Genomic DNA, 23,413 nt, shown 5'->3' with positions numbered 1-23,413 from the left:
AGGCAGACGTCAGACGTCCCAGTCGTCGGCGTCCTTGACCTCTCCGATGGCCATCCAGCCGATCCGGGCACGGGCCACGCGGCTGTCACCCCAGGTCCGGAAGACGATATCGAAGCCCGTGTCGTCGATCTTGTCGGCAAAGACATCCGCGCGCACGTTGGCCGTGCTGTCGATATCCCACAGGGACAGCGAACAATGCACAATGGGACGCTTGCGGAAGGTTTCCGAGAAGCAGACGCGCTGACGTCGTTCCCGCTCTCCCTCACCGGTCCACATCTTTCCGCCGTGCTGGAAATCCGAAAAAAGCACGGATTCCCCCTGGTCGACACCGATCATGTTCTGGCCAAGCTTCTGCATTGATACATTCCGACTGGTTACCGGACGATGAATGCCGTCCGATTCCGGCAACAATGCGGCCTGAACCAAGGAAATATCCGGGCAGGCCGGATAATGGCGCGGCGTCTGGCAACGCCTTCTGCCCAAGCGAAAAAGGCCCCGGATCTCTCCGGGGCCTTCTTCAAATCGATGATCGAAAGATCAGAGGTTCGCCTGGTTCGGGTCCAGCCCGATATGGCCACCCACGGCGACCATGTCGGCCAGCAGCTTTGCCGCGCTGTCCGCCGCATCGCCCTGGGCGTTGGCGTGCGCCTCTTTCGCTTCCTTGACCCAGTCGGTGTAGATCTCCTGGGTCATCTCTTTCTGGTGCAGCGCGCGCTCGGCCAGGACCGTGACGCCTTCGGCGGAAATCTCCGCGAAGCCGCCGGTGACGACGTAATCGTCTTCACCGTCCGGGCCCGACACGTGCAGCACGCCGGGACGCAGGGTGGTGATCAGCGGGGCATGACCTGCCATCGCTGTCAGGTCACCATCGGCGCCCGGGATCTGCACCTGTGCCGCCGTCCCGGAGGCAAGGCTCCGTTCCGGGGACACAAGGCTGAAGGTGAGGGTATCTGCCATCTGTCAGACCCTTACGCTGCTTCCGCCGCGAGCTTCTCGGCCTTGGCTTTCACTTCCTCGATGCCGCCAACCATGTAGAAGGCCGCTTCGGGCAGGTGGTCGTATTCGCCGGCCACAACCGCCTTGAAGGACGAGATCGTGTCGTCCAGCGGAACCTGGACACCGTCGGAACCGGTGAAGACCTTCGCAACGTCGAACGGCTGGGACAGGAAACGCTGGATCTTACGCGCACGCGCAACGGTCAGCTTGTCCTCTTCCGACAGTTCGTCCATCCCGAGGATCGCGATGATGTCCTGCAGCGACTTGTAGCGCTGAAGGATACCCTGCACGTCACGGGCCACCTGGTAGTGATCTTCGCCCACGATCTGGGGATCCAGAATACGCGAGGAGGAGTCGAGCGGGTCAACGGCCGGGTAGATACCCAGTTCCGAAATCGCACGGTTGAGAACGGTCGTTGCGTCGAGGTGCGCAAAGGTCGTTGCCGGTGCGGGGTCGGTAAGGTCGTCCGCGGGAACGTAGACGGCCTGGATCGAGGTGATCGAGCCTGCCTTGGTCGAGGTAATGCGTTCCTGCATCGCACCCATGTCGGTGGCCAGCGTCGGCTGGTAACCCACGGCCGAGGGGATACGACCCAGAAGTGCGGACACCTCGGACCCTGCCTGCGTGAAGCGGAAGATGTTGTCGACGAAGAACAGAACGTCGGTCCCGGACTGGTCGCGGAACTGTTCGGCCAGCGTCAGACCGGTCAGGGCGACGCGCGCACGTGCTCCCGGAGGTTCGTTCATCTGACCGTAGACCAGGGCCACCTGGGACTCTTCCAGGTTGTCCGGCTTGATCACGTTGGATTCGATCATCTCGTGATACAGGTCGTTGCCCTCACGGGTCCGTTCGCCAACACCCGCGAACACCGAGAAGCCCGAGTGCACTTTTGCGATGTTGTTGATCAGTTCCATGATGAGAACGGTCTTGCCCACGCCGGCACCGCCGAACAGACCGATCTTACCACCCTTGGAGTAGGGAGCGAGAAGGTCGATCACCTTGATGCCGGTGACGAGGATTTCCGTTTCCGTGGACTGTTCCGAGAATTCCGGCGCTTCCGCGTGGATTGGACGGGTCTCGGTTGCGTTGACGGGGCCCTTTTCGTCGACCGGCTCGCCGATCACGTTCAGGATGCGGCCCAGGGTCGCGTTGCCGACCGGCACCGAGATCGGCGCGCCCGAGTCGGTCACGATCTGACCGCGAACCAGACCTTCGGTCGCGTCCATCGCGATGGTGCGAACGGTGTTCTCACCAAGGTGCTGCGCAACTTCCAGAACCAGTTTGTTGCCGTTGTTGTCGGTGGTCAGTGCGTTGAGGATCTCCGGCAGGTGATCGTCGAACTGCACGTCCACAACGGCGCCGATGACCTGGGTCACTTTGCCTTTTGCGTTTGCCATGTTTCGTCTCCGGTTCCGTTAGAGCGCTTCCGCGCCCGAGATGATTTCGATCAGTTCGTTGGTGATGACGGCCTGACGCGAACGGTTGTATTCGATGGTCAGTCGATCGATCATGTCGCCCGCGTTGCGGGTCGCATTGTCCATCGCCGACATCCGCGCACCCTGTTCGGATGCACCATTTTCCAGAAGCGCCGCGAAGATCTGGGTCGCCACGCCGCGGGGCAGCAGGTCGGCCAGGATGGTTTCTTCGTCGGGCTCGTAATCATAAAGCGTCGCTTCGGCTTCGCCCTCTTCGGGCGCGTCGAAGGATGCCGGGATGATCTGCTGTGCGGTCGGGATCTGGCTCACGACGTTTTCGAACTTCGAATAGAAGATCGTGGCGACGTCAAAGTCGCCCGCGTCGAAGCGGCCCAGCAGGTCCTTGGCGATGTCCTGCGCGTTGGCATAGCCGATGCGCTTGACTTCACTCAGGTCCACGTGACCGACGAACAGGTCCGCATTGTCACGCTTAAGCTGTTCCCGACCCTTCTTGCCCACGGTCAGGACCTTGACGGTCTTGCCCTGGGCCTTCAGGGCCGCGATCCGCTGGCGCGCCAGCTTCACGATGTTGGTGTTGAACCCGCCGCAAAGACCACGCTCTGCGGACATGACGACCAGCAGATGCACGTCATCCTTGCCCGTGCCGCGCAGCAGCATGGGCGCAGAGTCAGACCCGCCAACCGAGGCCGCCAGCTGACCCAGAACGGCGTTGAACCGTTCTGCGTAGGGGCGTGCCGCCTCGGCCGCATCCTGTGCCCGCCGCAGTTTCGCGGCGGCCACCATCTGCATGGCCTTGGTGATCTTGCGGGTCGATTTGATCGACTCGATCCGCAGTTTTAGGTCCTTCAGAGAAGGCATAAGCTCTCTCCCTTAGGCGAAGTCTTTGGCGAATTCTTCGATTGCTGCCTTCAGCTTGTCCGCGTTGTCGCCCTTCATCTTCGGATCTTCGTTGGTGATCCAATCCAGGACGTCGGACTTCTGGTTGCGCATGAACTTCAGCAGGTCGGCTTCGAACCGGCCCACGTCCTTCACGGCGACTTTGTCGAGGAAGCCATTGGTACCTGCGAAGATGATCACGACGATCTCTGCGTTGGTCAGCGGCGAATACTGCGGCTGCTTCATCAGCTCGGTCAGACGCGCACCACGGTTCAGCAGACGCTGAGTTGCGGCATCAAGGTCGGACCCGAACTGCGCGAAGGCAGCCATTTCGCGGTACTGAGCCAGCGACAGCTTGACCGGGCCAGCCACCGACGACATCGCCGAAGTCTGAGCGGACGAACCCACGCGGGACACCGACAGACCGGTGTTCACGGCCGGGCGGATACCCTGGTAGAACAGTTCGGTTTCCAGGAAGATCTGGCCGTCGGTGATCGAGATCACGTTGGTCGGAATGAACGCCGAAACGTCGCCACCCTGGGTTTCGATGACCGGCAGAGCCGTCAGCGAACCTGCACCGTTGTCTTCGTTCAGCTTCGCCGAACGCTCCAGCAGGCGCGAGTGAAGGTAGAAAACGTCGCCCGGGTAGGCTTCGCGGCCCGGCGGGCGGCGCAGCAGCAGGGACATCTGACGATAGGACACGGCCTGCTTGGACAGGTCATCATAGATGATGAGCGCGTGCTTGCCGTTGTCGCGGAAATATTCCGCCATCGCGGTCGCGGTGTAGGGCGCGAGGTACTGCATCGGAGCCGGGTCGGACGCGGTTGCGGCCACGACGATCGAATATTCGATCGCGCCGGTCTCTTCCAGTTTCTTCACCAGCTGCGCAACGGTCGACCGCTTCTGGCCGATGGCGACGTAGACGCAGTACAGCTTCTTGGAGTCGTCGGAACCTGCAGCGTCGTTGTAGGACTTCTGGTTCAGGATCGTGTCGAGCGCCACGGCGGTCTTGCCGGTCTGACGGTCGCCAATGATCAGTTCCCGCTGGCCACGGCCGATCGGGATCATCGCGTCGATGGCCTTCAGGCCGGTCGCCATCGGTTCATGCACGGATTTCCGCGGGATGATGCCCGGCGCCTTCACGTCGGCGATGCGACGCTCGGAGGCCGCGATCGGGCCCTTACCGTCCAGCGGGTTGCCCAGGCCGTCGACAACGCGACCCAGCAGGGCTTCACCGGCGGGAACGTCCACGATGGAGTTCGTGCGCTTGACGGTGTCGCCTTCTTTGATGTCGCGGTCCGAGCCGAAGATCACGATACCGACGTTGTCGGCTTCGAGGTTCAGCGCCATACCCCGGATACCACCGGGGAATTCGACCATTTCACCAGCCTGGACACTGTCCAGACCGTGGACACGGGCAATCCCGTCACCGACGGAGAGCACACGGCCCACTTCTGCAACTTCGGCGTCCTTGCCGAAGTTCGAAATCTGCTCCTTGAGGATCGCAGAGATTTCGGCTGCTTGGATTCCCATTATCCGACCTCTTTCATGACATTCTGAAGGGAGGAGAGCTTCGACTTGACCGACGTGTCGATCATCTTCGAGCCCACCTTGACGATAAGACCACCGATGAGGCTTTCATCGACGGACGAATTGAGTTTGACGTCCTTGCCGACCTGGGCCGACAGGACCTTGGACAGCTTGGTTTCCTGGGTCTTGGTCAGGGCTTTCGCGCTGACGACCTCTGCGGTCACTTCGCCCTTGTGCTCTGCAATCAGCGCCTCGAGCTGGGAAATCAGCTGCGGCAGCACGAACAGGCGGCGTTTCTCGGCCATGAGGCCAAGCGTGTTTTTCAGGACGACCGGCAGGCCCATCTTGTCGGCGATGGCCGCGACGGCCTTGCCCTGCGCGTCCCGCGAATAGACCGGCGACGCGATCAGTTCGCGCAGGTCTTCACTGTCAGCAAGGGCTGCGCCCAGGTCCGCGACACCCGTCTCGAGCTTGTCGAGGTCATTGTTGTCGCGGGCAATTTCGAAAATCGCGGTGGCATAGCGCTGCGCGATGCCGGAGGAGATCGAAGCTGGTTCGGACACGTCCACCCTTCCGATGTTCTTGGCCCCTTTCCGCGCATCGTGGCGCACAGGCAGGGGGCGTTATGCCTCGGCCATGACCAAAGCGGTAAAATCGGCGTGGGTGTAGCAGAGCGTTCCCACCCTATCAACCCGGTTACGCGCGCCCGTGTGACACCCTTTTTTACTGGGGTTTGGCGGGCTCTTCAGAACCGTTTGCGCGAACATGACAGGGCCATGACAACCGCCCGCCCCCGCAATGGTTGCGATTCCCTTACCTTTGCCGAACCTTTTCCCGGCGCGGCCGGTGGCGGCCTGCTGCCCGGCAACCACGATCGGGCGGAGGCTGCGGCATTTTGGCCCGCCCTGCCCTTCCGTCCGACCGCCGCCGCGTTCTGCGACTGTCGGGGCATTGGTCCCTGCCCCAGAAACAATCGGTTTCCACCATTGCCCCCACTAGCGGGACGCCCGGCAACCGGATTAAAGATGGGTTAACGCGATTTTTTCAGTCGTGGCCATATTTTAGATAAACTGGATCAAGCCGGGGGGCTGCTATGTCGATCTTGTTTCTTTTCCTGTTGGGGTCTCTCATCGGGCTGACCGGGTTCGGGTCAGACGATGACCCCGTCACGACCACGTCCGGCGATGACTCCATCCCCGATGTCGATCCCGTCTTCTGGGACGGCACAGAGGGGCCCGACACCTATGTGCACGACGGCCGCGGCGTGATCCGGGGCCTAGGCGGCGACGACACGATCGAGGTCGGCGGCTATTCACAGGCCGAAGGCGGCGAAGGCAACGACTTTCTGGAAGTCTACGATGTCTCCAAGGGGCTGGGCGGTCCGGGCAACGACACGCTGATCATCCACAATGAAAGCGTCGGGGTCGGCGGATCCGGCGACGACACCATCCGGTCCTACGACGCCAGCACATCCTACGGCGGCGCCGGCAATGACGAGATGTTCGGCAACCGCTTTGCCGAGATCACCGGCGGATCGGGCGACGACAACATGATCGTCACCAACAAGGCCAAGGCGGGCGGATCCCTGGGCGACGACACGATCCTGGCGCGCAACGAAGCCCGCGCCTGGGGCGGACAGGGCGATGACACCATCACGGCCTTCAACTTCGCCACCGTCGTCGGAAACTCGGGCGATGACGTGCTGACGCTGTTCGATCAGTCCGAAGGCTCCGGGCGGCAGGGTGCGGATGTCTTCGACGTCAATGACCAGGCCGTGGCCTACGGCGGATCCGGCAACGACACCTTCTCGCTCGACGATCAGGCGCTGGCCTTCGGCGGCGCAGGGGACGATCTGTTCCGCGATGACGGGAGCTTTGCGGACGGCGGCATTTCGACAGGGGTCGGCGGCGCGGGCGAGGACCGTTTCGAGGGCTTCGGACATGCGGACTATTACGGCGGGTCGGGCGATGACCTCTACATCGCGCAGGATGCCGTGGCCTTCGACATCTTCTTCGGCGGCAGCGGCGCGGACGTGGCCGAGATGGGCCAGACCGGCATCGCGCTTGGCGGGTCGGGTGACGACACGATCACCGGCAACACCTATGGCGTGATCGCAGGCAATTCCGGCGACGACACGCTGATCCTCACCCGTACGCTGAAGGTCGACGCCACCGACGGTGTCGTCGAGGTGCCGGAAGACTTTCAGGCGATGTATGCCGTCGGCGGCACCGGGGCCGACACCTTCGTGATGGACAAGACGATCTTCATGGCCGACGCCGATTTCGTCGACGGCATCGCGCCCGCAACCGGATCGACGGCCGAGGCCAGCTATCTGGCGGCGGTCATGCCCTCGGCCCTGACCGTCGGGACGATCACCGACTACGACGCCGCCGAAGATCAGATCGTGCTGGAACTGCCGGCCGCCGCCACCGGCTATCAGCTGTCGTCCATCACCACCGCGCCCGTCACCGGTCAGACCGCGCTGGATGTCTCGGTCACGATGTCCCACAGCGACGCAGGCCAGCCCGATCTGGTGCGCACCTTCCGGCTTGAGGGGGTGACCACCTTCGACACCGACAGCATCGTGGTCGTCCAGCCTCCCGCGCCGGTGATCTGAGCCTAGACCTTCCGCACCGGTTCGGCCCTTGGCGGGGCCGGTGCGGTCAGCCCGCCCAGCACCTTCAGCCCGGCGGGCTTCTTGTCCCGCACGCCCGGCCCGCTTGGCATGTGCACGCGCTTGGTCGCCTCGACCATCAGCACGCCGCCGGTCAGCACCATGCTGAACCGCGCCCCCAGCTTTTCCCAGAACGGCGCCGTCTTGCGCCAGAACCGCTTGGTCGACGGCGGCTGGAACAGCGTCTGAACGTGGCGCTCGGGCATGAAGGAATGCCTGCGCAACTGCGCCTCGAGCTGCCCGAGGCTGTAGGGACGCCCGAACCCGAACGGCGTGCGGTCCGACCGCGACCAAAGACCCGACCGGTGCGGCACGACAAAGACCACCCGCCCCCCGGGGCCCAGCACGCGAAAGCATTCCTCCAGAAGGTCGAACGGCCGTTCGGACGTCTCAAGCCCGTGCATCACCACCAGCTTGTCGACATGCCCCGTCTCGATCGGCCAGGCGGTTTCCTCGCACAGGACCGAGATATTGGGCATCCCCTGCGGCCAGGGCATCACCCCCTGCGGCCCCGGCATCAGCCCGATCACCCGCCGCGCGTCGGCCAGGTAGGGGCGCAGCAGCGGCACCGCGAAACCAAAGCCCGCAACCGTCTGCCCCTTGGCCTCGGGCCAGAGCCGCTGAAGCTCTCCGCGCACCCGCGCCTGGGCGGCCCGGCCAAGCGTCGACCGGTAATAGAAGTTTCGCAGGTCCTGCACGTCCTGGTGCATTGCATCTCCAGATTGTCTGCGGTTCCATATGGCAAGATAACAACGAGGAGGCAATTTGCCATGACTTTGGACATCGTCACCGTCCCCTGCCGGTCCGACAACTATGCCTACCTTGTGAAAGGCCCCGACGGGGTCTGCATCATCGACGCCCCCGAGGCCGCCCCCCTGATCGCCGCCGCCGAGGCGCGCGGCTGGGAACCGGGCGTGCTGATGATCACCCATCACCATCCCGACCACGTCGAGGGCACGGCCGAGCTGAAGGATCGTTTCGGCCTCAAGGTCATGGGCCCGAAGGCCGAGGAAGCCAAGCTGCCCCCGCTCGACATGGCGCTGAGCGAAGGCATGAACGGCGGCAATGGCGATGCCTATACCGTTCCGCTCGATGTGCCGGGCCACACGCTTGGCCACATGGCCTTCCATTTCCCGAACGCGGGCGTGATCTTCACCGCCGACAGCCTGATGGCCTGGGGGTGTGGCCGCGTCTTTGAGGGCACGATGGAGATGATGCATGCCACGATGCAGAAGCTTGCTGCGCTGCCACCCGAGACGATGATCTATTCGGGGCACGAGTACACGCTTGGCAACATGAAGTTCGCGCTGTCGATCGAACCCGACAATCCCGACCTTCTGGCCCGCGCCGACAAGGTGAAGGCGCTGCGCGACCGGGGCGAACCGACCGTACCGGTATCTTTGGCCGAAGAACTGGCAACCAACCCGTTCCTGCGCTGCCACACCCCGGAGGTCCAGAAGGCCGTCGGCATGGAAGGCGCCACCCCGGAGGCCGTTTTCGCAGAGGTCCGCGCCCGCAAGGACCGCTTCTGAAACGCCGCAAACAGTGACCCAAAAAGTGTCAAGTCGATAAATGTGAAGCTATCTTTCAAGAAAACCCTTGAAGAGCGGCCACAATCGACCAAAATTTAAGACTATGAGGCCATGGTTGACGCCGGGGCCCGCCCCCGCGCTCCAACCCAGATCAAAAGGAGCATGCGAGTGCCCTCATTCTCGAATACGCTCGAACAGGCAATCCACGCTGCCCTGGCCCTGGCCAATGCGCGGCGCCATGAATTCGCAACGCTGGAACATCTGCTTCTGGCCTTGATCGACGAACCCGATGCCGCCCGCGTCATGCAGGCCTGCACCGTCGACATCGAAGACCTCCGCAAGACATTGCTGGAGTTCGTCGAAGACGACCTGTCCAACCTCGTCACCGATGTCGAGGGATCCGAAGCCGTGCCGACCGCTGCTTTCCAGCGGGTGATCCAGCGCGCCGCGATCCATGTCCAGTCCTCGGGCCGGACCGAAGTGACCGGCGCCAACGTGCTGGTCGCGATCTTTGCCGAACGCGAAAGCAACGCCGCCTACTTCCTCCAGGAACAGGACATGACCCGCTATGACGCGGTCAACTTCATCGCGCACGGCGTGGCCAAGGATCCGGCCTTTGGCGAAAGCCGCCCGGTCACCGGGTCCGACAACGAAGACCACACCGAACAGGCCGCCGCAGCCGCGCCCGAAGGCGACGGCAAGGAAAGCGCGCTGGCCAAGTATTGCGTCGATCTGAACGCGAAATCCCGTGTCGGCGACGTCGATCCGCTGATCGGCCGCGCACACGAAGTCGAACGCTGCATTCAGGTTCTGTGCCGCCGCCGCAAGAACAACCCCCTGCTTGTGGGCGACCCGGGCGTCGGCAAGACCGCCATCGCCGAAGGTCTTGCACGCAAGATCGTCTCGGGCGAAACGCCTGCCGTTCTGGCCAACACCACGATCTATTCGCTCGACATGGGCGCACTGCTGGCCGGCACCCGCTATCGCGGCGATTTCGAGGAACGGCTGAAGGCCGTGGTGACCGAGCTTGAGGCGCATGACGACGCGGTCCTCTTCATCGACGAGATCCACACCGTGATCGGCGCCGGCGCGACCTCGGGCGGGGCGATGGACGCCTCGAACCTGCTGAAACCCGCGCTGCAGGGCGGCAAGCTGCGCTGCATGGGCTCGACCACCTACAAGGAGTTCCGCCAGCACTTCGAAAAGGACCGCGCCCTGTCGCGCCGGTTCCAGAAGATCGACGTGAACGAGCCTTCGGTCGAAGACACGATCAAGATCCTGCAGGGCCTCAAGCCCTATTTCGAGGATCACCACAACATCCGCTACACCGCCGACGCCATCAAGACGGCGGTGGAACTGTCGGCGCGCTACATCAACGACCGCAAGCTGCCCGACAAGGCCATCGACGTCATCGACGAGGCCGGTGCCGCGCAGCATCTGGTCGCGGAATCCAAGCGCCGCAAGACCATCGGCACCAAGGAGATCGAGGCCGTGGTGGCCAAGATCGCCCGCATCCCGCCGAAGAACGTCACCAAGGACGATGCCGAAGTGCTCAAGGATCTGGAAAAGACCCTCAAGCGCGTGGTCTTCGGCCAGAACGACGCGATCGAAGCCCTGTCCTCGGCAATCAAGCTGTCCCGCGCGGGCCTGCGTGAACCGGAAAAGCCGATCGGGAACTACCTGTTTGCCGGACCTACGGGCGTCGGCAAGACCGAGGTCGCCAAGCAGTTGGCAGACAGCCTCGGCGTGGAACTGCTGCGTTTCGACATGTCCGAGTACATGGAGAAACACGCGGTCTCCCGGCTCATCGGCGCGCCTCCGGGCTATGTCGGCTTTGACCAGGGCGGCCTGCTGACCGACGGCGTCGACCAGCATCCGCATTGCGTGCTGCTGCTGGACGAAATCGAAAAGGCCCACCCGGATGTCTACAACATCCTGCTGCAGGTAATGGACAACGGCCAGCTGACCGACCACAATGGCCGGACGGTGAACTTCCGCAACGTGATCCTGATCATGACGTCGAACGCGGGCGCATCGGACATGGCAAAGGCCGCCATCGGCTTTGGCCGCGACCGTCGCGAAGGCGAAGATACGGCTGCCATCGAACGGACTTTCACACCGGAATTCCGCAACCGTCTGGACGCCGTGATCTCCTTCGCGCCGCTCGGCAAGGACGTGATCCTGCAGGTGGTCGAGAAGTTCGTGCTGCAGCTGGAAGCCCAGCTGATGGACCGCAACGTCACGATCGAACTGACCAAGCCTGCCGCCGAATGGCTGGCCGACAAGGGGTACGACGACAAGATGGGCGCCCGCCCGCTTGGCCGCGTGATCCAGGAAAACATCAAGAAGCCGCTGGCCGAGGAACTGCTGTTCGGCAAGCTGTCGAAGGGTGGCGTGGTCAAGGTCGGCGTCAAGGACGGCAAGATCGATCTGCGGATCGACGGGCCGGACGCGCCGCGCCTGTCGACCAAGAAGCCGCCGCTTCTCACCGCGGATTGATCCCGATACGATCGGAAAGGCCCGGGCGTTCCACCGCCCGGGCCTTTTCCTTTGCACCGATCCCGGACAAGCTGTGCCGGACCCCAGCACAGGTGCCCGCATGTTCCGCGCCCTTCTAGCCCTGCCCCTTATGGCCCTGCCCGCCACGGCCCAGCCCCGCCTTGAGCTGCCGATCGACTGCATCCCCGGCGAAAGCTGCTTTATACAGAACTACGTCGACCGCGACACCGGCCCCGGCGCACGCGACTACACCTGTCTGGGGCTCAGCTACGACGGCCACAAGGGCACCGACTTCGGCCTGCCCTCACTTGCCCGGATGCTTGAAGGGGTCGAGGTCCGCGCGGCCGCGCCCGGCACGGTCAAGGGCGTACGCAACGACATGATCGACAAGCTTTATACCGAGGCCGAGGATGCCCGGATCGACGGGCGCGACTGCGGCAACGGCGTGGTGATCGACCACGGCGAGGGTTGGGAAACCCAGTATTGCCACATGCGCCAGCATTCCGTCCGCGTCCGGTCCGGCGATCAGGTCAAGGTCGGCGCGCCCCTTGGCCTTGTCGGTCTGTCGGGACGCAGCCAGTTCCCGCACCTGCACATCTCGGTCCGCCACAATGGCGAACCGGTCGACCCCTTCACCCCTGACGCGCGGATCGGCACCTGCGGCGGCACCGGGCCGACGCTCTGGGCCGATGACCTGGCCTATGCCCCCGGCGGGGTGATGTCGGTCGGTTTCGCGGACCACGTGCCCAGCTATGCCGATATCAAGGCCGGGACCGCCGCCGTGCCGGTCCTGCACCAAGACGCGGGCGCCATCGTTCTTTGGGGGTTCGCCTTCGGCGGTCGCGAAGGCGACGAGATCGAGATCGAGATCACCGGCCCCGACGGCCCGGTCGTGCAGGGGCGCCAGGTGCTCGACAAACCGCAGGCCCAGTTCTTCCGCGCCAACGGCAAACGCCTGCGCGCGCCCCTGGCCAAGGGCAAATATCAGGGCACGGTGACCTTCTGGCGCGGCGACGACAGGATCGACAGCCGAACGATCACGCTGCGGGTCGACTGACCCCCTAGCGTTCGGTGAACTTCAATTCGATCCGCCGGTTCGCCGCGCGGGCCTCGGGCGAGGTGCCGGTGGCAATCGGCTGGTACTGGCCAAACCCGTTGGCCGCCAGACGGTTGGGCGGAAAGCCCAGCCCGTCCGTCATGAACCGCACCACAGAAAGCGCGCGGGCCTGCGACAGTTCCCAGTTGTCGGCGAATGCGCCCTGGCCTGACAGGGGCACGTCGTCCGTGTGGCCATCGACCCGCAGGACCCAGTCGATGGCATCGGGAATTTCATCCGCCAAGGCCTGCAGGGTGGCCGTGATCGAACTGATCTGCCCCCGCCCGGCCTGCGACAGATCGGCCGAACCCGGATCGAACAGCACCTCGGAGGAGAAGACGAAACGGTCGCCGACGATCTGCACGCCCTCCTGCCCGGCAAAGACGTCGCGCAGCTGGCCGAAGAACTCGGACTTGTATTTCTCCAGCTGGTCCCGCTCGGCCTCAAGCCGCTTCCGCTCGGCCTCTTCCAGCTGACGGCGGCGGCGTTCCTCGGCCGCCTTCTGCGCCAGCGCCTGGTTGAGATCGGACCCAAGCGACTGGATCTGCACCTGGTTCGCCTCGTCCCGCGCCTTGTAGTCATCAAGCAGCGCCTGCAACCGCGACAGCTGCGACCGCATCTGCGCAACCTGCTGGTTCAGGACGGCGGTCTGGCGCTGCGCCTCGGCCGATACGGCCTGTTCGTCCGCCAGCCGCTTGTTCGCCTCGGCCAACAGCGCCGCACGCCGGTCCGCGTCCGACATCTGCGTGTCCAGCGACCGCTCGGCCGCAAGCTTGGCCGCCAGGGCCGCGGCCAGCTGACGCTTGAGCTCGTCCCGGTCCACGGCCTCTGCATCGCGGTTCGACAGCGCCGCCGCCAGCCTGTCACGAAGCGAGGCCAGCTCTTCCTCTGCCGCCGCGCGTTCGTCTGCACGTTCGTCCCGGGCCTGCGCCATCTGTGCCTCAAGCGCGGCGATGCGCTGCTCCAGGTCGGTGATCCTGGCGGTCGCGTCTGACGCCTCGGCGCGGCTGGCTTCAAGCTGGCTTTGCAGGGCGGCGCGATCCGTCCGGATTTCCTCGGCCTCGGCATCATCGGCCAGCGCGCTGGCCAGCTGATCCTGCAGCGCCATCCGGTCCGATTGCTCGGCGGCCAGGCTGTCCTCCAGCGCGGCGACCCGGGCCATGGCGTCGGCCAGTTCACCTTGCCGCCCCTCGAGGTCAGACAAAAGCGCCGCGATCTGGTCGCGCAATTCCGTCTCGAGCGCGGATCCTTCGTCTCGCCGGGCCAGCGCGGCGGCAAGCTGCAGGTCCAGATCCTCGCCCGCCTGTTCCGCTGCGGCCAGCAAGGTCAATGTCTCTTCGGCCTCGCGCCGCTGCTCTTCCAGCGCCAGCGTCATGGCCGTCAGCTCCGCATCCGCATTTTCCAGCCGGGCGCGCAGGGCCTCGGCCGCCGCCGCTTCGGCCAGGCGGGCCTGTTCTTCCTCGCTCAGCGCGGTTTCCAGATCGTCCACCCGCGCGGCCAGGGTGGCGCGGTCTTCGGCGTTCGCCGCCGCGTCACGCTCAAGATCCGCCACCAGCGCCTCAAGCGCCTCGCGACGGGCCGCGGCCAGTCGGGCGGCCTCGGCCCCCTCGTCGATCTCCTCGCGCGCCTGCGCCAGGGCGATGTTGAGAGCATCGCGTTCCGAGGTCAGCGTATCCCGTTCGGCGGTCAACGCATCGCGTTCCTCGCCAAGCGCCGCGATCGTGCCCTCGGCCGCGCGTTGCTGCGCCAGCAGGGCCGTGACCTGCGCTTCGAAATCCGTGATCCGGGTCTGCGCATCCTCCAGCGCCGCTTCCTGTTCGGCCCGCGCCTGCGTCAGCGTGTCGATCAACGAAGCCTGGGCGACGATTTCGGCTTGCGCGGCTTCAAGCGAGGTCTGGGTATCCCCCAGCTGCCCCTGCAACCGATCCGCCCGGTCGCGCGCCAGGCCAAGCGCCTGGCTCAGCTGCGCCATCTCTCCGGTCAGCTGATCAAGCTGGTTTTCCTGGCCTGAAATCGTCTCACGCAGGATGAACTGGATGACCATGAAGATCGTCAGAACGAAGGTCAGCACCATCAGAAGACCGGTGACCGCGTCCACGTACCCCGGCCAGATCGCGCCTTCGAAACGGTTCCCCTTGCGGCGGGACAGGGCCATGGATCAGCCCTCCTTCTCCGGCGGCATCCCCCGCATCCGGTGCACCATCGCCTGCCCGCCGGACAGCTGGCTGCCCTGCAGCGACCGTCCCAAGGCGGCCAGATCGGCCCGAAGTTCCGCCATGGTTTCCTGCCGCCCGGCGGAAACTTCCTCAAGCAGGCGCAGCAGTTGCACGTCGATCGACCGCAGCCTCATCCGGCTTTCGGCATCCACGGTTTCTTCCTTGTCGAGATCACGCTGCATGTGCTGGATCAGCGTTTCCTGCCCCTGCGCGACCCGCATCATCGTTTCGTTCAGCGGCCCGTGATCCCCCATCCGGTGCGACAGCCGTTCCATGCTGTCGAGCACGTTGGACAGTTTTTCATCCACCACCGCACGGTTCATTTCCGACTGGGTGAAGATCGTCTGCAGCGTCTCGATCTGGTCGCTCATCGTGTCGATGATCCCGGACAGAACCTGCGTATCCGCGCCGCCCTCGCCCTCCGCGCTCGACATGCCGAGGCGGGTGATCGACGACAGCCACTCTTCCAGCTCGCGGTAGAACCGGTTCTGACCGTGACCCGCGAAAAGCTCAAGCAGGCCGACGACCAGCGATCCCGACAGGCCCAGAAGCGACGACCCGAAGGCCACGCCCATGCCGCCCAGCTGGCTTTCCAGCCCGGTCATCAGCCGGTTGAAGACATCCAGCGCCTCCTCGCCTTCTTGCGGGGACAGGCTTCGGATGGTGTCGACCACGGCCGGAACGGTCGTGGCAAGGCCATAAAAAGTGCCAAGAAGACCAAGGAAAATCAGCAGGCTGACCAGATAGCGGGTGATTTCCCGCGCCTCTTCGATCCGGGTCGCGACCGATTCAAGGATCGACGACGTGGATTGCGACGACAGCTGCATCCGCTTGGACCGCGACCGCAGAAGCGTCGCCAGCGGGGCCAGCAGCTGCGGCGCTCGGCGGCCTTCGGCATCGACCGTCCCGGCCGCGAAACTCTCGATCCAGCGGACCGAGGACACAAGCTGCGCCACCTGCCAGAAACACCCCATCAGACCGGCCAGGAAGACCACCCCGATCAGCCCGTTCAGATAGGGGTTCGCCTCGAAGATGGGCAGCACGCTCGGCGCGACGAAAAAGCCCGCCGTGACCGCCAGCCCAAGGGCGATCAGCATCAGGATAACCTGACGTACTGGTTGCGAAAATTGCGGCTCGGCCTCGCGGTCCGGCTGGTCCATTCGGACGGCTCCCGACACTGGATTATGGGGTCACGCTAAGGGGTTTGGCCGCTCAAGCCAAGCGATTATCCACAAGATCCCGGACCATGCCCGACAGGTCGTCAAGCTCGCTATCCCGCAAGCCAAGCTGCGACAGGTGATCCGCCGTCTGCCACAGGTAATCGCGGTTCGGCCCCTTGCCACCGATCGCGCGTGCGATGATTTCCGCCTGCGTTTCCAGCGACATGCCACCGCAGTACTGGCGATGTGCCCGGTCGACGACATAGGCCAGCGCCTCGACCTCGCGCCCGTCCTCCAACGCAAGCGGCAGGACCTCTTCGCGATAGGCCGACGACACCAGTTCACGCTCGCGCAGGTTGGCCAGGATCTTGGCCTCGTCCGACTTGGGGATGGCCAGCGCCATGCCCCGGCATTCCGCCCCGGCCGAGGCGTCCAGCGCCAGCACCAGTCCCGGCTCGGCCTCGCTGCCCCGGTGGTGGATCGACGACATGCAGAACGACCGGCGAAAGCCCGTCAACGTCGCGCGCACCCGTTCGACCGGGGTAAACTCGGGGTTCCAGACAAGTGATCCGTATGCGAAGACCCAGGTGGTCATGGCTCTGGTCCTTTCCTTTCCTTGGCCTATAAACAAGGCCGACGGGCAGCAAAAGGGGCGGCGCTTGAAACGTCTGTTTTTCGTGGTGATCGCGGCGGCGCTGCTGTGGTCCGGCTATTGGGTCTACGGCGCGCAAAGCGTCCGCAGCGGGGTCGAGGACTGGTTCGACCTGCGCCGCGACGAAGGCTGGGTGGCCGATTACGACGACTTTGCCGTGCGCGGGTTTCCCAACCGCTTCGATGCCACCTGGCAGGGCCTGACCCTGGCGGATCCCGACACCGGCGTCGCCTGGACCATGCCGCAGTTTCAACTTCTGGCCCTGTCCTATCGCCCCCGTCACATGATCGCCGCCTGGCCGCAGCGGATGCAGCTGGCCACCCCGACCGACAAGCTCGAGATCACCAGCGACCGGTTGCGCGCGTCATTGCGCATCGGCTCGGGCCCGACCGGAGAGCTGGAGCGTGCCGTGCTGGAAGGTCAGACCATCGCCTTCACCGGCGCCGAAAGCGGCACCCTGGCCGAGCTGCACCTCGCGGCAGAGCGGACGGCCGAAACCACCTATCGGCTGGGGCTCGAGGCGCGCGACCTGTCGCCCCCCGCCCCCATGCTGCGCCGGACCTTCGGCGATCAGGCGCTGCCCGACACGGTGCAACTGGCCCGGCTGGACGCCACCGCGACCTTCGATCGGCCCTGGGATGTCACAGCCCTGGAGGTCAGCCGCCCGCAGCCGACCCGGATCGACATCGCCACGCTGCGTGCGGAATGGGGCGTGATGGCCTTCCAGGCGCGCGGGACGCTGGACATCGACACGGCCACCGGCCGCGCCTCGGGCACCCTGGCCCTGCAGGCCGAGGAATGGCAGCAGATGCTTGAGATCGCCCAGGCCTCGGGCGCCATCACCGACACGATGGCGCAGGCGGCGCGCGGCGTATTGCAGATGGCGGCCAATGCCTCGGGCAACCCGGCCTCGATCGACGTCGAGGTCACGCTGAAGGACGGCATCGCCTACCTCGGCTTCCTGCCGATCGGTCCCTTCCCCCGCATCTTCCTGCGTTAACGGCAGTAGCTGCCCGACCGGTAGCGCGCCGTATCGAAATGGAAGTGATCGCGGTGAAACCGGTTCGCATCCGGCCCCAGGACCGTGCCGAAGGGGCCGCAGGCTGCGCCATGCATCCGCCGCAACGCCTTTGAATAGGACGACCCGCCCCAGTCCGACAGCACGCTGACCTTCGCCCCGTTCCGCAGGGTGAAGCCCGCGATGTCGATCGCCCGCCCCTTCCCGTGTTCTGAGATCTTGGCGCCGCTCTGGTTGTTGCGCGGGCGGCAGGCATAATGTGCCGCGACCCTGATCTGCGCCACGCCACCGCCCGCCTTGAGCGCCGGTTTCATCCCGCGTTCCACCCATGTATTCAACGCCTTGGCCGTCGTGCAGTCCATCACCGCGTGGGTCGACAGCGCAACGCCCGACACCGAACTGACCCGGACCGCCTGGTCGATGCCGCAGCCCCCGATCCGCCCCGGCACCGGCCCGATCGACACGCCCTGGATGGCCACGTTGCCACAGACCGCACCCTTGGCGCGGGCGGCGGCCCGCGCCTCGGCCTGACGCTCGATCTCGCGGTCGCGGGCCTTGGGGCGGAAGACGCCCAGCAGGCGACGCTTGGGCGGGGTATCGACCTGGGGCGTCACGCCATAGCTTTGCGGGCGCTGCGGCACCTCGGGCGGACGGACGATGTCGGACACGATACCCTGGGCCGCGGCCTCGGCCGCGCCGCGTGTGACCGGCCGAAGCGAAGACTTCGGCGGCTCTGCCGCAACCGTTCCGGCCATCAAAAGACCGAAGACGAATGCGGCAAGCCCCCTCACCGCGTCGCGGGCCCGCGGCCGAAGTTGGGCTTGTCGGTGTCCTGCCCGGCCTGGATGATCCCCCGCCGGATCGCGCGGGTGCGGGTGAAATAATCGAAAAGCTGGTCCCCGTCCCCGGTCCGGATCGCCCGTTGCAGCGCAAACAGCTCCTCGGTGAAGCGGCCAAGGATTTCCAGCGTCGCTTCCTTGTTGGTCAGGAACACGTCGCGCCACATCGTCGGGTCCGACGCGGCGATGCGGGTGAAGTCCCGGAAACCGGCGGCGGAATACTTGATGACCTCGCTGTCGGTCACGCGCCGCAGGTCATCCGCCACCCCCACCATCGTGTAGGCGATCAGGTGCGGGGTATGCGAGGTCACCGCCAGCACGAGGTCATGGTGATCGGGATCCATCACCTCGACGTTCGCGCCCATGCCTTCCCAAAGCGCCCGCAGGTTATCGACCGCCGCCTGATCCGGGTCACCATGCGGCACGATCAGGGACCAGCGGTTGTCGAAAAGTTCGGCAAAGCCCGACTCCGGCCCGGAATGTTCCGTGCCCGCCAGCGGATGCGCCGGGATGAAGTGGACGCCTTCCGGGATGTGCGGCGCCACCGCGTCGATCACCGCCCGCTTGACCGACCCCACGTCCGACACCGTTGCGCCCGGCTTCAGATGCGGCGCCATTTCGGCCGCGACCGGGCCCATGGCCCCGACCGGCACGCACAAAACGACCAGATCGGCGCCCGCGACGGCCTCGGCCACGCTGTCGCAGACCCGGTCGCAAAGCCCGATCCTGCGCGCGGTGTCGCGGGTCGCTTCGGACCGGGCATAGCCCGTCACCTCGCCCACCAGCCCGGCGCGCTTGATCGCCCAGAACATCGACGACGCGATCAGGCCCAGCCCGATCAACGCCACACGGTCGTAGACCTGGCTCATGCCGCGCCCTCCTTGAACCGCCCGATGGCATGGGCGACCTGTCGGCAGGCGCTTTCGTCGCCAACCGTGATCCGCAGGCAATGCGCCAGCCCGTAGCCCGCCGTCTGCCGCACGATCAGCCCCTGGGTCTTGAGGTAGGCGTCGCAGGCTTTCGCCTCCTCGGCATCGGCAAAGCGCGCCAGGATGAAGTTCGCGCAGGAGGTGTCGGACGGCACGCCATGTTCCGCCAGCGCCTCGGCCAGCCAGGCACGCAGTCGGGTGTTCGCCTCGCGCGTGCGGGTGACATGCGCCTGGTCCTTCATCGCGGCCTCGGCCACCGAAAGCTGCGTGTTCGACAGGTTGAACGGCTGGCGCAGCCGGTTGAGGACATCGATCATGTCCTGCTGCGCATAGCCCCAGCCGATCCGCAGGCCGCCAAGCCCGTAGATCTTGGAAAAGGTCCGCGTCATCAGGACGTTGTTGCGCTTGTCGACCAGCTTGGCCCCGCCGTCATAGCCTTCCACGAACTCGGCATAGGCGCCATCGAGGACGAGGATGCACTGATCGGGAAGCCCGTCGGCCAGCTTGGCGACCGCGTTGTTGCCGATCATCGTGCCGGTCGGATTGGCGGGGTTCGCCAGGTAGACCAGTCGCGTCCGGTCGGTGCAGGCGTCGAGGATCGCATCGACATCGACGACCCGTTCGCGTTCCGCCACCTTGATCGGCGTCGCGCCCACCATGTTGGCAAAGATCGGGTACATCGAGAATCCGTGTTCGGTATAGATCACCTCGTCACCGGGCCCGGCATAGGCCTGGGCGACCAGCGACAGGATCTCGTCCGAACCGACGCCGCAGATGATCCGCGCCGGGTCCAGCCCGTGCTGGGCGCCGATGGCCTCGCGCAGCGGGGTATGGTCGATGGACGGATACCGATGCAGATCATAGGCCGCGCGGGCATAGGCCTCGCGCGCGGCCTCTCCGGCGCCGTACGGGTTTTCATTGGACGAGAGTTTCACAACCTCGCCCACGCCGTCGATCTTGGACGCCCCACCAACGTAGAGCTCGATCTCCATGATCCCGGGCTGCGGCTTGATCTGATCCGTCATGTCGGTCCCACCTATCTGTCGGGCCGTCATAACGTGGCCCGGGACCAAAAGACCAGATGTCGCGTGCGCGCAGCCTGTTCAGGCAAGCCGTTCCAGCACATTGCGGAAGGCCCAGGGGTTGTCTTCGTCCAGATCCTCGGCGAACTGGGTCTGCCGGTCGGTCAGCGGGGTCCAGTCGGTATAGTGCCCTTCGACCGGGCCGAGGTACGGACGCTGAACTTCGAGGCACCGCTTGTGATCCATCTCGTCGGTCTCGACGATCCCGGCCTGCGGATTTTCCAGCGCCCAGACCATCCCCGCCAGCACGGCCGAGGTCACCTGCAGCCCGGTTGCGTTCTGATCCGGCGCCAGCCCCTTGGTTTCGTCGTTGGACAGCCGTGATCCGTACCACAACGCGTTCTTCTCGTGCCCGTACAGCAGCACGCCCAACTCGTCGATGCCGCCCGGCTCGATCTCGTTCACGTCGAGGATGTAGTGCACATCCTGGATCTGGTTCGACCCGAACATCTCGTGCAGCGACAGCACCGCGTCGTCGCAGGGATGATAGGCATAGTGGCAGGTCGGCCGGAAATCGGGCGCATGGGCCGCGCCGACGGTATAGTAGTCGGCGATCGAGATCGCCTCGTTGTGGGTGACCAGGAAGCCGAACTGCGGCCCCGGCGTCGGGCACCAGGTGCGCACGCGGGTAGCCGCGCCGGGCTGTTCCAGCCAGATCGCCGCCTGGCAGCCGGTATCGTAGGAATGGGCGTTGGCGGGCATCCAGCCTTCGGCGGTGCCCCAGCCCAGTTCGGCCGGCTGGAAGCCTTCGGCGATGAAGCCTTCGACCGACCAGGTGTTGACGAAATGGCCGGGCTGGCGCGGTTCGGTCCGCACCTGGGTGTCCCGCTCGGCGATGTGCACGCCCTTGACGCCAAGCTTCTGCATCAGCTGCGCCCAGCCCACGCGATCCGTCGGGTCGGCCGTCACACCGGTGTCGGACGCCAGCATCAACAGAGCCTCTTTCACGAACCACGACACCATTCCGGGGTTGGCGCCGCTGCAGCTGACCGCCGTGGTCCCGCCCGGGTTCGCCGCTTTTTCGTCGCGCACCTTCTGACGCAGCGCATAGTTCGTGCGATCGGCATTGTCGTCGGTCCCGAAGTAATACCCCGCCCAGGGTTCGACCACGGTATCGATATAGAGCACGCCGTTTTCCCGGCAGAACCGCATCAGGTCCAGGGACGAGGTGTCGACCGACAGGTTCACGACAAACCCCTTGCCCGCCTCGAACAACCCGCCCAGCACGTCGCGATAGTTGGCCGGGGTCAGTGCCTCGGCCACGTGGCGATAGCCTGTCTTCGCGATATCGTCGGACAGCGCGGTGTTGGGTTCGATGATCACCAGCTTGGAGCGGTCGAAGTCGAAATGGCGTTCGATCAGCGGCAGCGTACCGCGCCCGATCGAGCCGAAGCCGATCAGGATCACGGGGCCGTCGATGCGGGCGTAAACGGGATGGGTCATGGTGGCTCTCCTGTCTGCGGTCCTTGGCGGGACGCCGGGCTGTATCGCGCGCGTTCCTGCAACGACGCGCCCCTTCAAACAAGGGGCAACACGCCGCACGTAGCGCTTTTGCAGACAGGACCAATGAAATCACCTCCGGATAAACTGGTGCAATTGGGGGATCTTGATAGACCCAAATCAAGAACATATCATGAACACATGACACTGACCCTGACTGAAAAACTGGCCATCCTGTCTGACGCCGCGCGCTACGATGCCTCTTGCGCGTCGTCGGGCACGACGCGACGCGACAGCACCAAGGGCGGCCTTGGATCGACGGAGGGGTCGGGCATCTGCCACGCCTATGCCCCTGACGGCAGGTGCATTTCCCTGCTGAAGATCCTGATGACGAACTTCTGCATCTATGACTGCGCCTATTGCGTGAACCGCGTGTCGTCGAACACGAAACGCGCGCGGTTCACCCCGGATGAAGTCGTGACGCTGACGCTGGAATTCTATCGGCGGAACTATATCGAGGGGCTGTTCCTGTCCTCGGGCATCATCCGGTCGCCCGATGCAACGATGGAGGACATGGTCCAGATCGCGCGCAGCCTGCGGCAGGACCATGGCTTCAAGGGCTACATCCACCTCAAGACCATCCCCGACGCCACGCAAGAGCTGATCGACGAGGCCGGGCTCTATGCCGATCGCCTGTCGATCAACGTCGAACTGCCGACCGAACACGCCGTCCAGACCTATGCGCCGGAAAAATCCCCCGCGACCATCCGCGGGGCCATGGCGCGGGTGAAGACGCGACGCACCCTGTCGAAGGACAAGACGCACACCGGAAAGCGGCCGCCGAAATTCGCGCCGGCCGGTCAATCGACCCAGATGATCGTCGGCGCGGACGGATCCAACGACCAGACGATTCTCGGACAATCGACCCGCCTTTACGGCGATTATGGCCTGCGGCGCGTGTACTATTCCGCCTTTTCGCCGATCCCCGACAGCAGCGCCAAACTGCCGTTGATCCAGCCTCCGTTGATCCGCGAACACCGGCTATACCAGGCCGATTGGCTGATGCGGTTCTACGGGTTCTCGGCGACCGAGATCACGGCCGCACGGCCCGATGGCAATCTTGACCTGCAGCTCGACCCCAAGCTCGCCTGGGCGCTTGAAAACCGTCACCTGTTTCCGGTCCCGGTCCAGACGGCTGAAAAGCAACTGCTTCTTCGCGTGCCCGGGTTCGGAACCCGCACCGTGCAGCGCATCCTGACCGCGCGCAGGCATCGCACGCTGGCCTACGAGGACCTGACCCGGATCGGGGCCAACCTGAAGAACGCCCGGCCCTTCATCACCCTGCGCCACTGGTCACCCGGAGCGCTGACCGACAGCGCGGACCTGCGCGCCCGCTTTGCCCCGCCGCCCGAACAGCTGTCCCTTTTCTGACCTTCCC

The 23,413-nt window shown here is 65.0% G+C and carries 20 protein-coding genes; 6 read left to right on the top strand and 14 right to left on the bottom strand.

The genetic code is table 11. The features are described from left to right. Window positions 1-9 precede the first annotated feature (9 nt). The 6 genes from E4S58_RS12515 to E4S58_RS12490 form a co-directional block, all read right to left on the bottom strand. Complete coding sequence (locus E4S58_RS12515) at window positions 10-357, bottom strand: H-type lectin domain-containing protein (protein WP_136636726.1); 348 nt, start codon at window positions 355-357, stop codon at window positions 10-12. A 180-nt stretch (window positions 358-537) separates the two neighbouring features. Beyond that, entirely contained in the window at window positions 538-957 is a 420-nt protein-coding gene (locus tag E4S58_RS12510; protein ID WP_136636725.1) for a F0F1 ATP synthase subunit epsilon, read from the bottom strand. 11 nt (window positions 958-968) lie between these two features. Then, a complete protein-coding gene (atpD, locus tag E4S58_RS12505; protein ID WP_136636724.1) occupies window positions 969-2,393 on the bottom strand; it encodes a F0F1 ATP synthase subunit beta in 1,425 nt (474 codons plus the stop codon). Between the two features lie 18 nt (window positions 2,394-2,411). Then, window positions 2,412-3,290: a F0F1 ATP synthase subunit gamma gene (locus E4S58_RS12500; protein ID WP_136636723.1), complete on the bottom strand. Its 879-nt coding sequence runs from the start codon at window positions 3,288-3,290 to the stop codon at window positions 2,412-2,414. 12 nt (window positions 3,291-3,302) lie between these two features. Continuing rightward, window positions 3,303-4,841, bottom strand: a complete 1,539-nt coding sequence (atpA, locus tag E4S58_RS12495) for a F0F1 ATP synthase subunit alpha (protein ID WP_136636722.1) — start codon at window positions 4,839-4,841, stop codon at window positions 3,303-3,305. Further along, window positions 4,841-5,401, bottom strand: coding sequence for a F0F1 ATP synthase subunit delta (locus E4S58_RS12490; protein ID WP_136636721.1), 561 nt, complete (start codon window positions 5,399-5,401; stop codon window positions 4,841-4,843). The genes atpA and E4S58_RS12490 overlap by 1 nt, the downstream gene beginning before the upstream one ends. A gap of 530 nt (window positions 5,402-5,931) precedes the next feature. On the opposite strand from E4S58_RS12490, the gene E4S58_RS12485 reads away from it, so the two are divergent. Continuing rightward, window positions 5,932-7,455, top strand: a complete 1,524-nt coding sequence (locus E4S58_RS12485; protein WP_136636720.1) for a hypothetical protein — start codon at window positions 5,932-5,934, stop codon at window positions 7,453-7,455. A 2-nt stretch (window positions 7,456-7,457) separates the two neighbouring features. Here E4S58_RS12485 and E4S58_RS12480 read toward each other — a convergent pair whose 3' ends face one another. Next, window positions 7,458-8,222 carry a class I SAM-dependent methyltransferase gene (locus E4S58_RS12480; protein WP_136636719.1) on the bottom strand — a complete coding sequence of 255 codons (765 nt, stop codon included), beginning with the start codon at window positions 8,220-8,222 and terminating at the stop codon, window positions 7,458-7,460. 60 nt (window positions 8,223-8,282) lie between these two features. On the opposite strand from E4S58_RS12480, the gene gloB reads away from it, so the two are divergent. The 3 genes from gloB to E4S58_RS12465 all read left to right on the top strand — a co-directional run bounded on the left by gloB (window position 8,283) and on the right by E4S58_RS12465 (window position 12,600). Then, window positions 8,283-9,044 (top strand): hydroxyacylglutathione hydrolase, encoded by a 762-nt coding sequence (gloB, locus tag E4S58_RS12475; RefSeq protein WP_136636718.1) that lies wholly within the window; start codon window positions 8,283-8,285, stop codon window positions 9,042-9,044. A 168-nt stretch (window positions 9,045-9,212) separates the two neighbouring features. Continuing rightward, window positions 9,213-11,543 (top strand): ATP-dependent Clp protease ATP-binding subunit ClpA, encoded by a 2,331-nt coding sequence (gene clpA, locus E4S58_RS12470; RefSeq protein ID WP_136636717.1) that lies wholly within the window; start codon window positions 9,213-9,215, stop codon window positions 11,541-11,543. 100 nt (window positions 11,544-11,643) lie between these two features. Then, entirely contained in the window at window positions 11,644-12,600 is a 957-nt protein-coding gene (locus E4S58_RS12465) for a M23 family metallopeptidase (RefSeq protein ID WP_136636716.1), read from the top strand. A gap of 4 nt (window positions 12,601-12,604) precedes the next feature. Here the strand turns inward: E4S58_RS12465 and E4S58_RS12460 are convergent, their stop codons facing one another. Genes E4S58_RS12460 through E4S58_RS12450 form a run of 3 tightly spaced genes read right to left on the bottom strand, consistent with a single transcriptional unit; the run spans window position 12,605 to window position 16,610 of the window. Continuing rightward, complete coding sequence (locus E4S58_RS12460; RefSeq protein WP_136636715.1) at window positions 12,605-14,794, bottom strand: peptidoglycan -binding protein; 2,190 nt, start codon at window positions 14,792-14,794, stop codon at window positions 12,605-12,607. Between the two features lie 3 nt (window positions 14,795-14,797). After that, a complete protein-coding gene (locus tag E4S58_RS12455) occupies window positions 14,798-16,015 on the bottom strand; it encodes a globin family protein (protein ID WP_240789543.1) in 1,218 nt (405 codons plus the stop codon). A gap of 52 nt (window positions 16,016-16,067) precedes the next feature. Beyond that, complete coding sequence (locus E4S58_RS12450) at window positions 16,068-16,610, bottom strand: gamma-glutamylcyclotransferase (RefSeq protein WP_136636714.1); 543 nt, start codon at window positions 16,608-16,610, stop codon at window positions 16,068-16,070. Window positions 16,611-16,674: 64 nt separating this feature from the next. Here E4S58_RS12450 and E4S58_RS12445 point away from each other — a divergent pair, with 64 nt between their 5' ends. Beyond that, the gene (locus E4S58_RS12445; protein WP_169052665.1) at window positions 16,675-17,667 is read left to right on the top strand and encodes a DUF2125 domain-containing protein; all 993 of its coding nucleotides are present in this window, start codon (window positions 16,675-16,677) and stop codon (window positions 17,665-17,667) included. Here E4S58_RS12445 and E4S58_RS12440 read toward each other — a convergent pair. The 4 genes from E4S58_RS12440 to E4S58_RS12425 all read right to left on the bottom strand — a co-directional run bounded on the left by E4S58_RS12440 (window position 17,664) and on the right by E4S58_RS12425 (window position 21,978). Further along, on the bottom strand, window positions 17,664-18,440 hold the full coding sequence (locus tag E4S58_RS12440; protein ID WP_136636712.1) for an extensin-like domain-containing protein: 777 nt from the start codon (window positions 18,438-18,440) through the stop codon (window positions 17,664-17,666). The two genes, E4S58_RS12445 and E4S58_RS12440, sit on opposite strands and share 4 nt — an antisense overlap. Window positions 18,441-18,472: 32 nt before the next feature. Continuing rightward, the gene (locus E4S58_RS12435; RefSeq protein ID WP_136636711.1) at window positions 18,473-19,393 is read right to left on the bottom strand and encodes a prephenate/arogenate dehydrogenase family protein; all 921 of its coding nucleotides are present in this window, start codon (window positions 19,391-19,393) and stop codon (window positions 18,473-18,475) included. Further along, window positions 19,390-20,478 carry a histidinol-phosphate transaminase gene (hisC, locus tag E4S58_RS12430; protein ID WP_136636710.1) on the bottom strand — a complete coding sequence of 363 codons (1,089 nt, stop codon included), beginning with the start codon at window positions 20,476-20,478 and terminating at the stop codon, window positions 19,390-19,392. The genes E4S58_RS12435 and hisC overlap by 4 nt, the downstream gene beginning before the upstream one ends. A 78-nt stretch (window positions 20,479-20,556) precedes the next feature. Beyond that, complete coding sequence (locus E4S58_RS12425) at window positions 20,557-21,978, bottom strand: homospermidine synthase (protein WP_136636709.1); 1,422 nt, start codon at window positions 21,976-21,978, stop codon at window positions 20,557-20,559. Window positions 21,979-22,176: 198 nt separating this feature from the next. Here E4S58_RS12425 and E4S58_RS12420 point away from each other — a divergent pair, with 198 nt between their 5' ends. Next, window positions 22,177-23,406, top strand: a complete 1,230-nt coding sequence (locus E4S58_RS12420; protein WP_136636708.1) for a putative DNA modification/repair radical SAM protein — start codon at window positions 22,177-22,179, stop codon at window positions 23,404-23,406. The last annotated feature ends 7 nt before the right edge of the window (window positions 23,407-23,413 follow it).

The organism is Pseudooceanicola onchidii, assembly GCF_004959925.1.
In the GTDB taxonomy this organism is placed as follows: domain Bacteria; phylum Pseudomonadota; class Alphaproteobacteria; order Rhodobacterales; family Rhodobacteraceae; genus Pseudooceanicola; species Pseudooceanicola onchidii.
The sequence above is the reverse complement of the archived record's forward strand: the minus strand, read 5'-3'. Positions and strand labels throughout refer to the sequence as shown.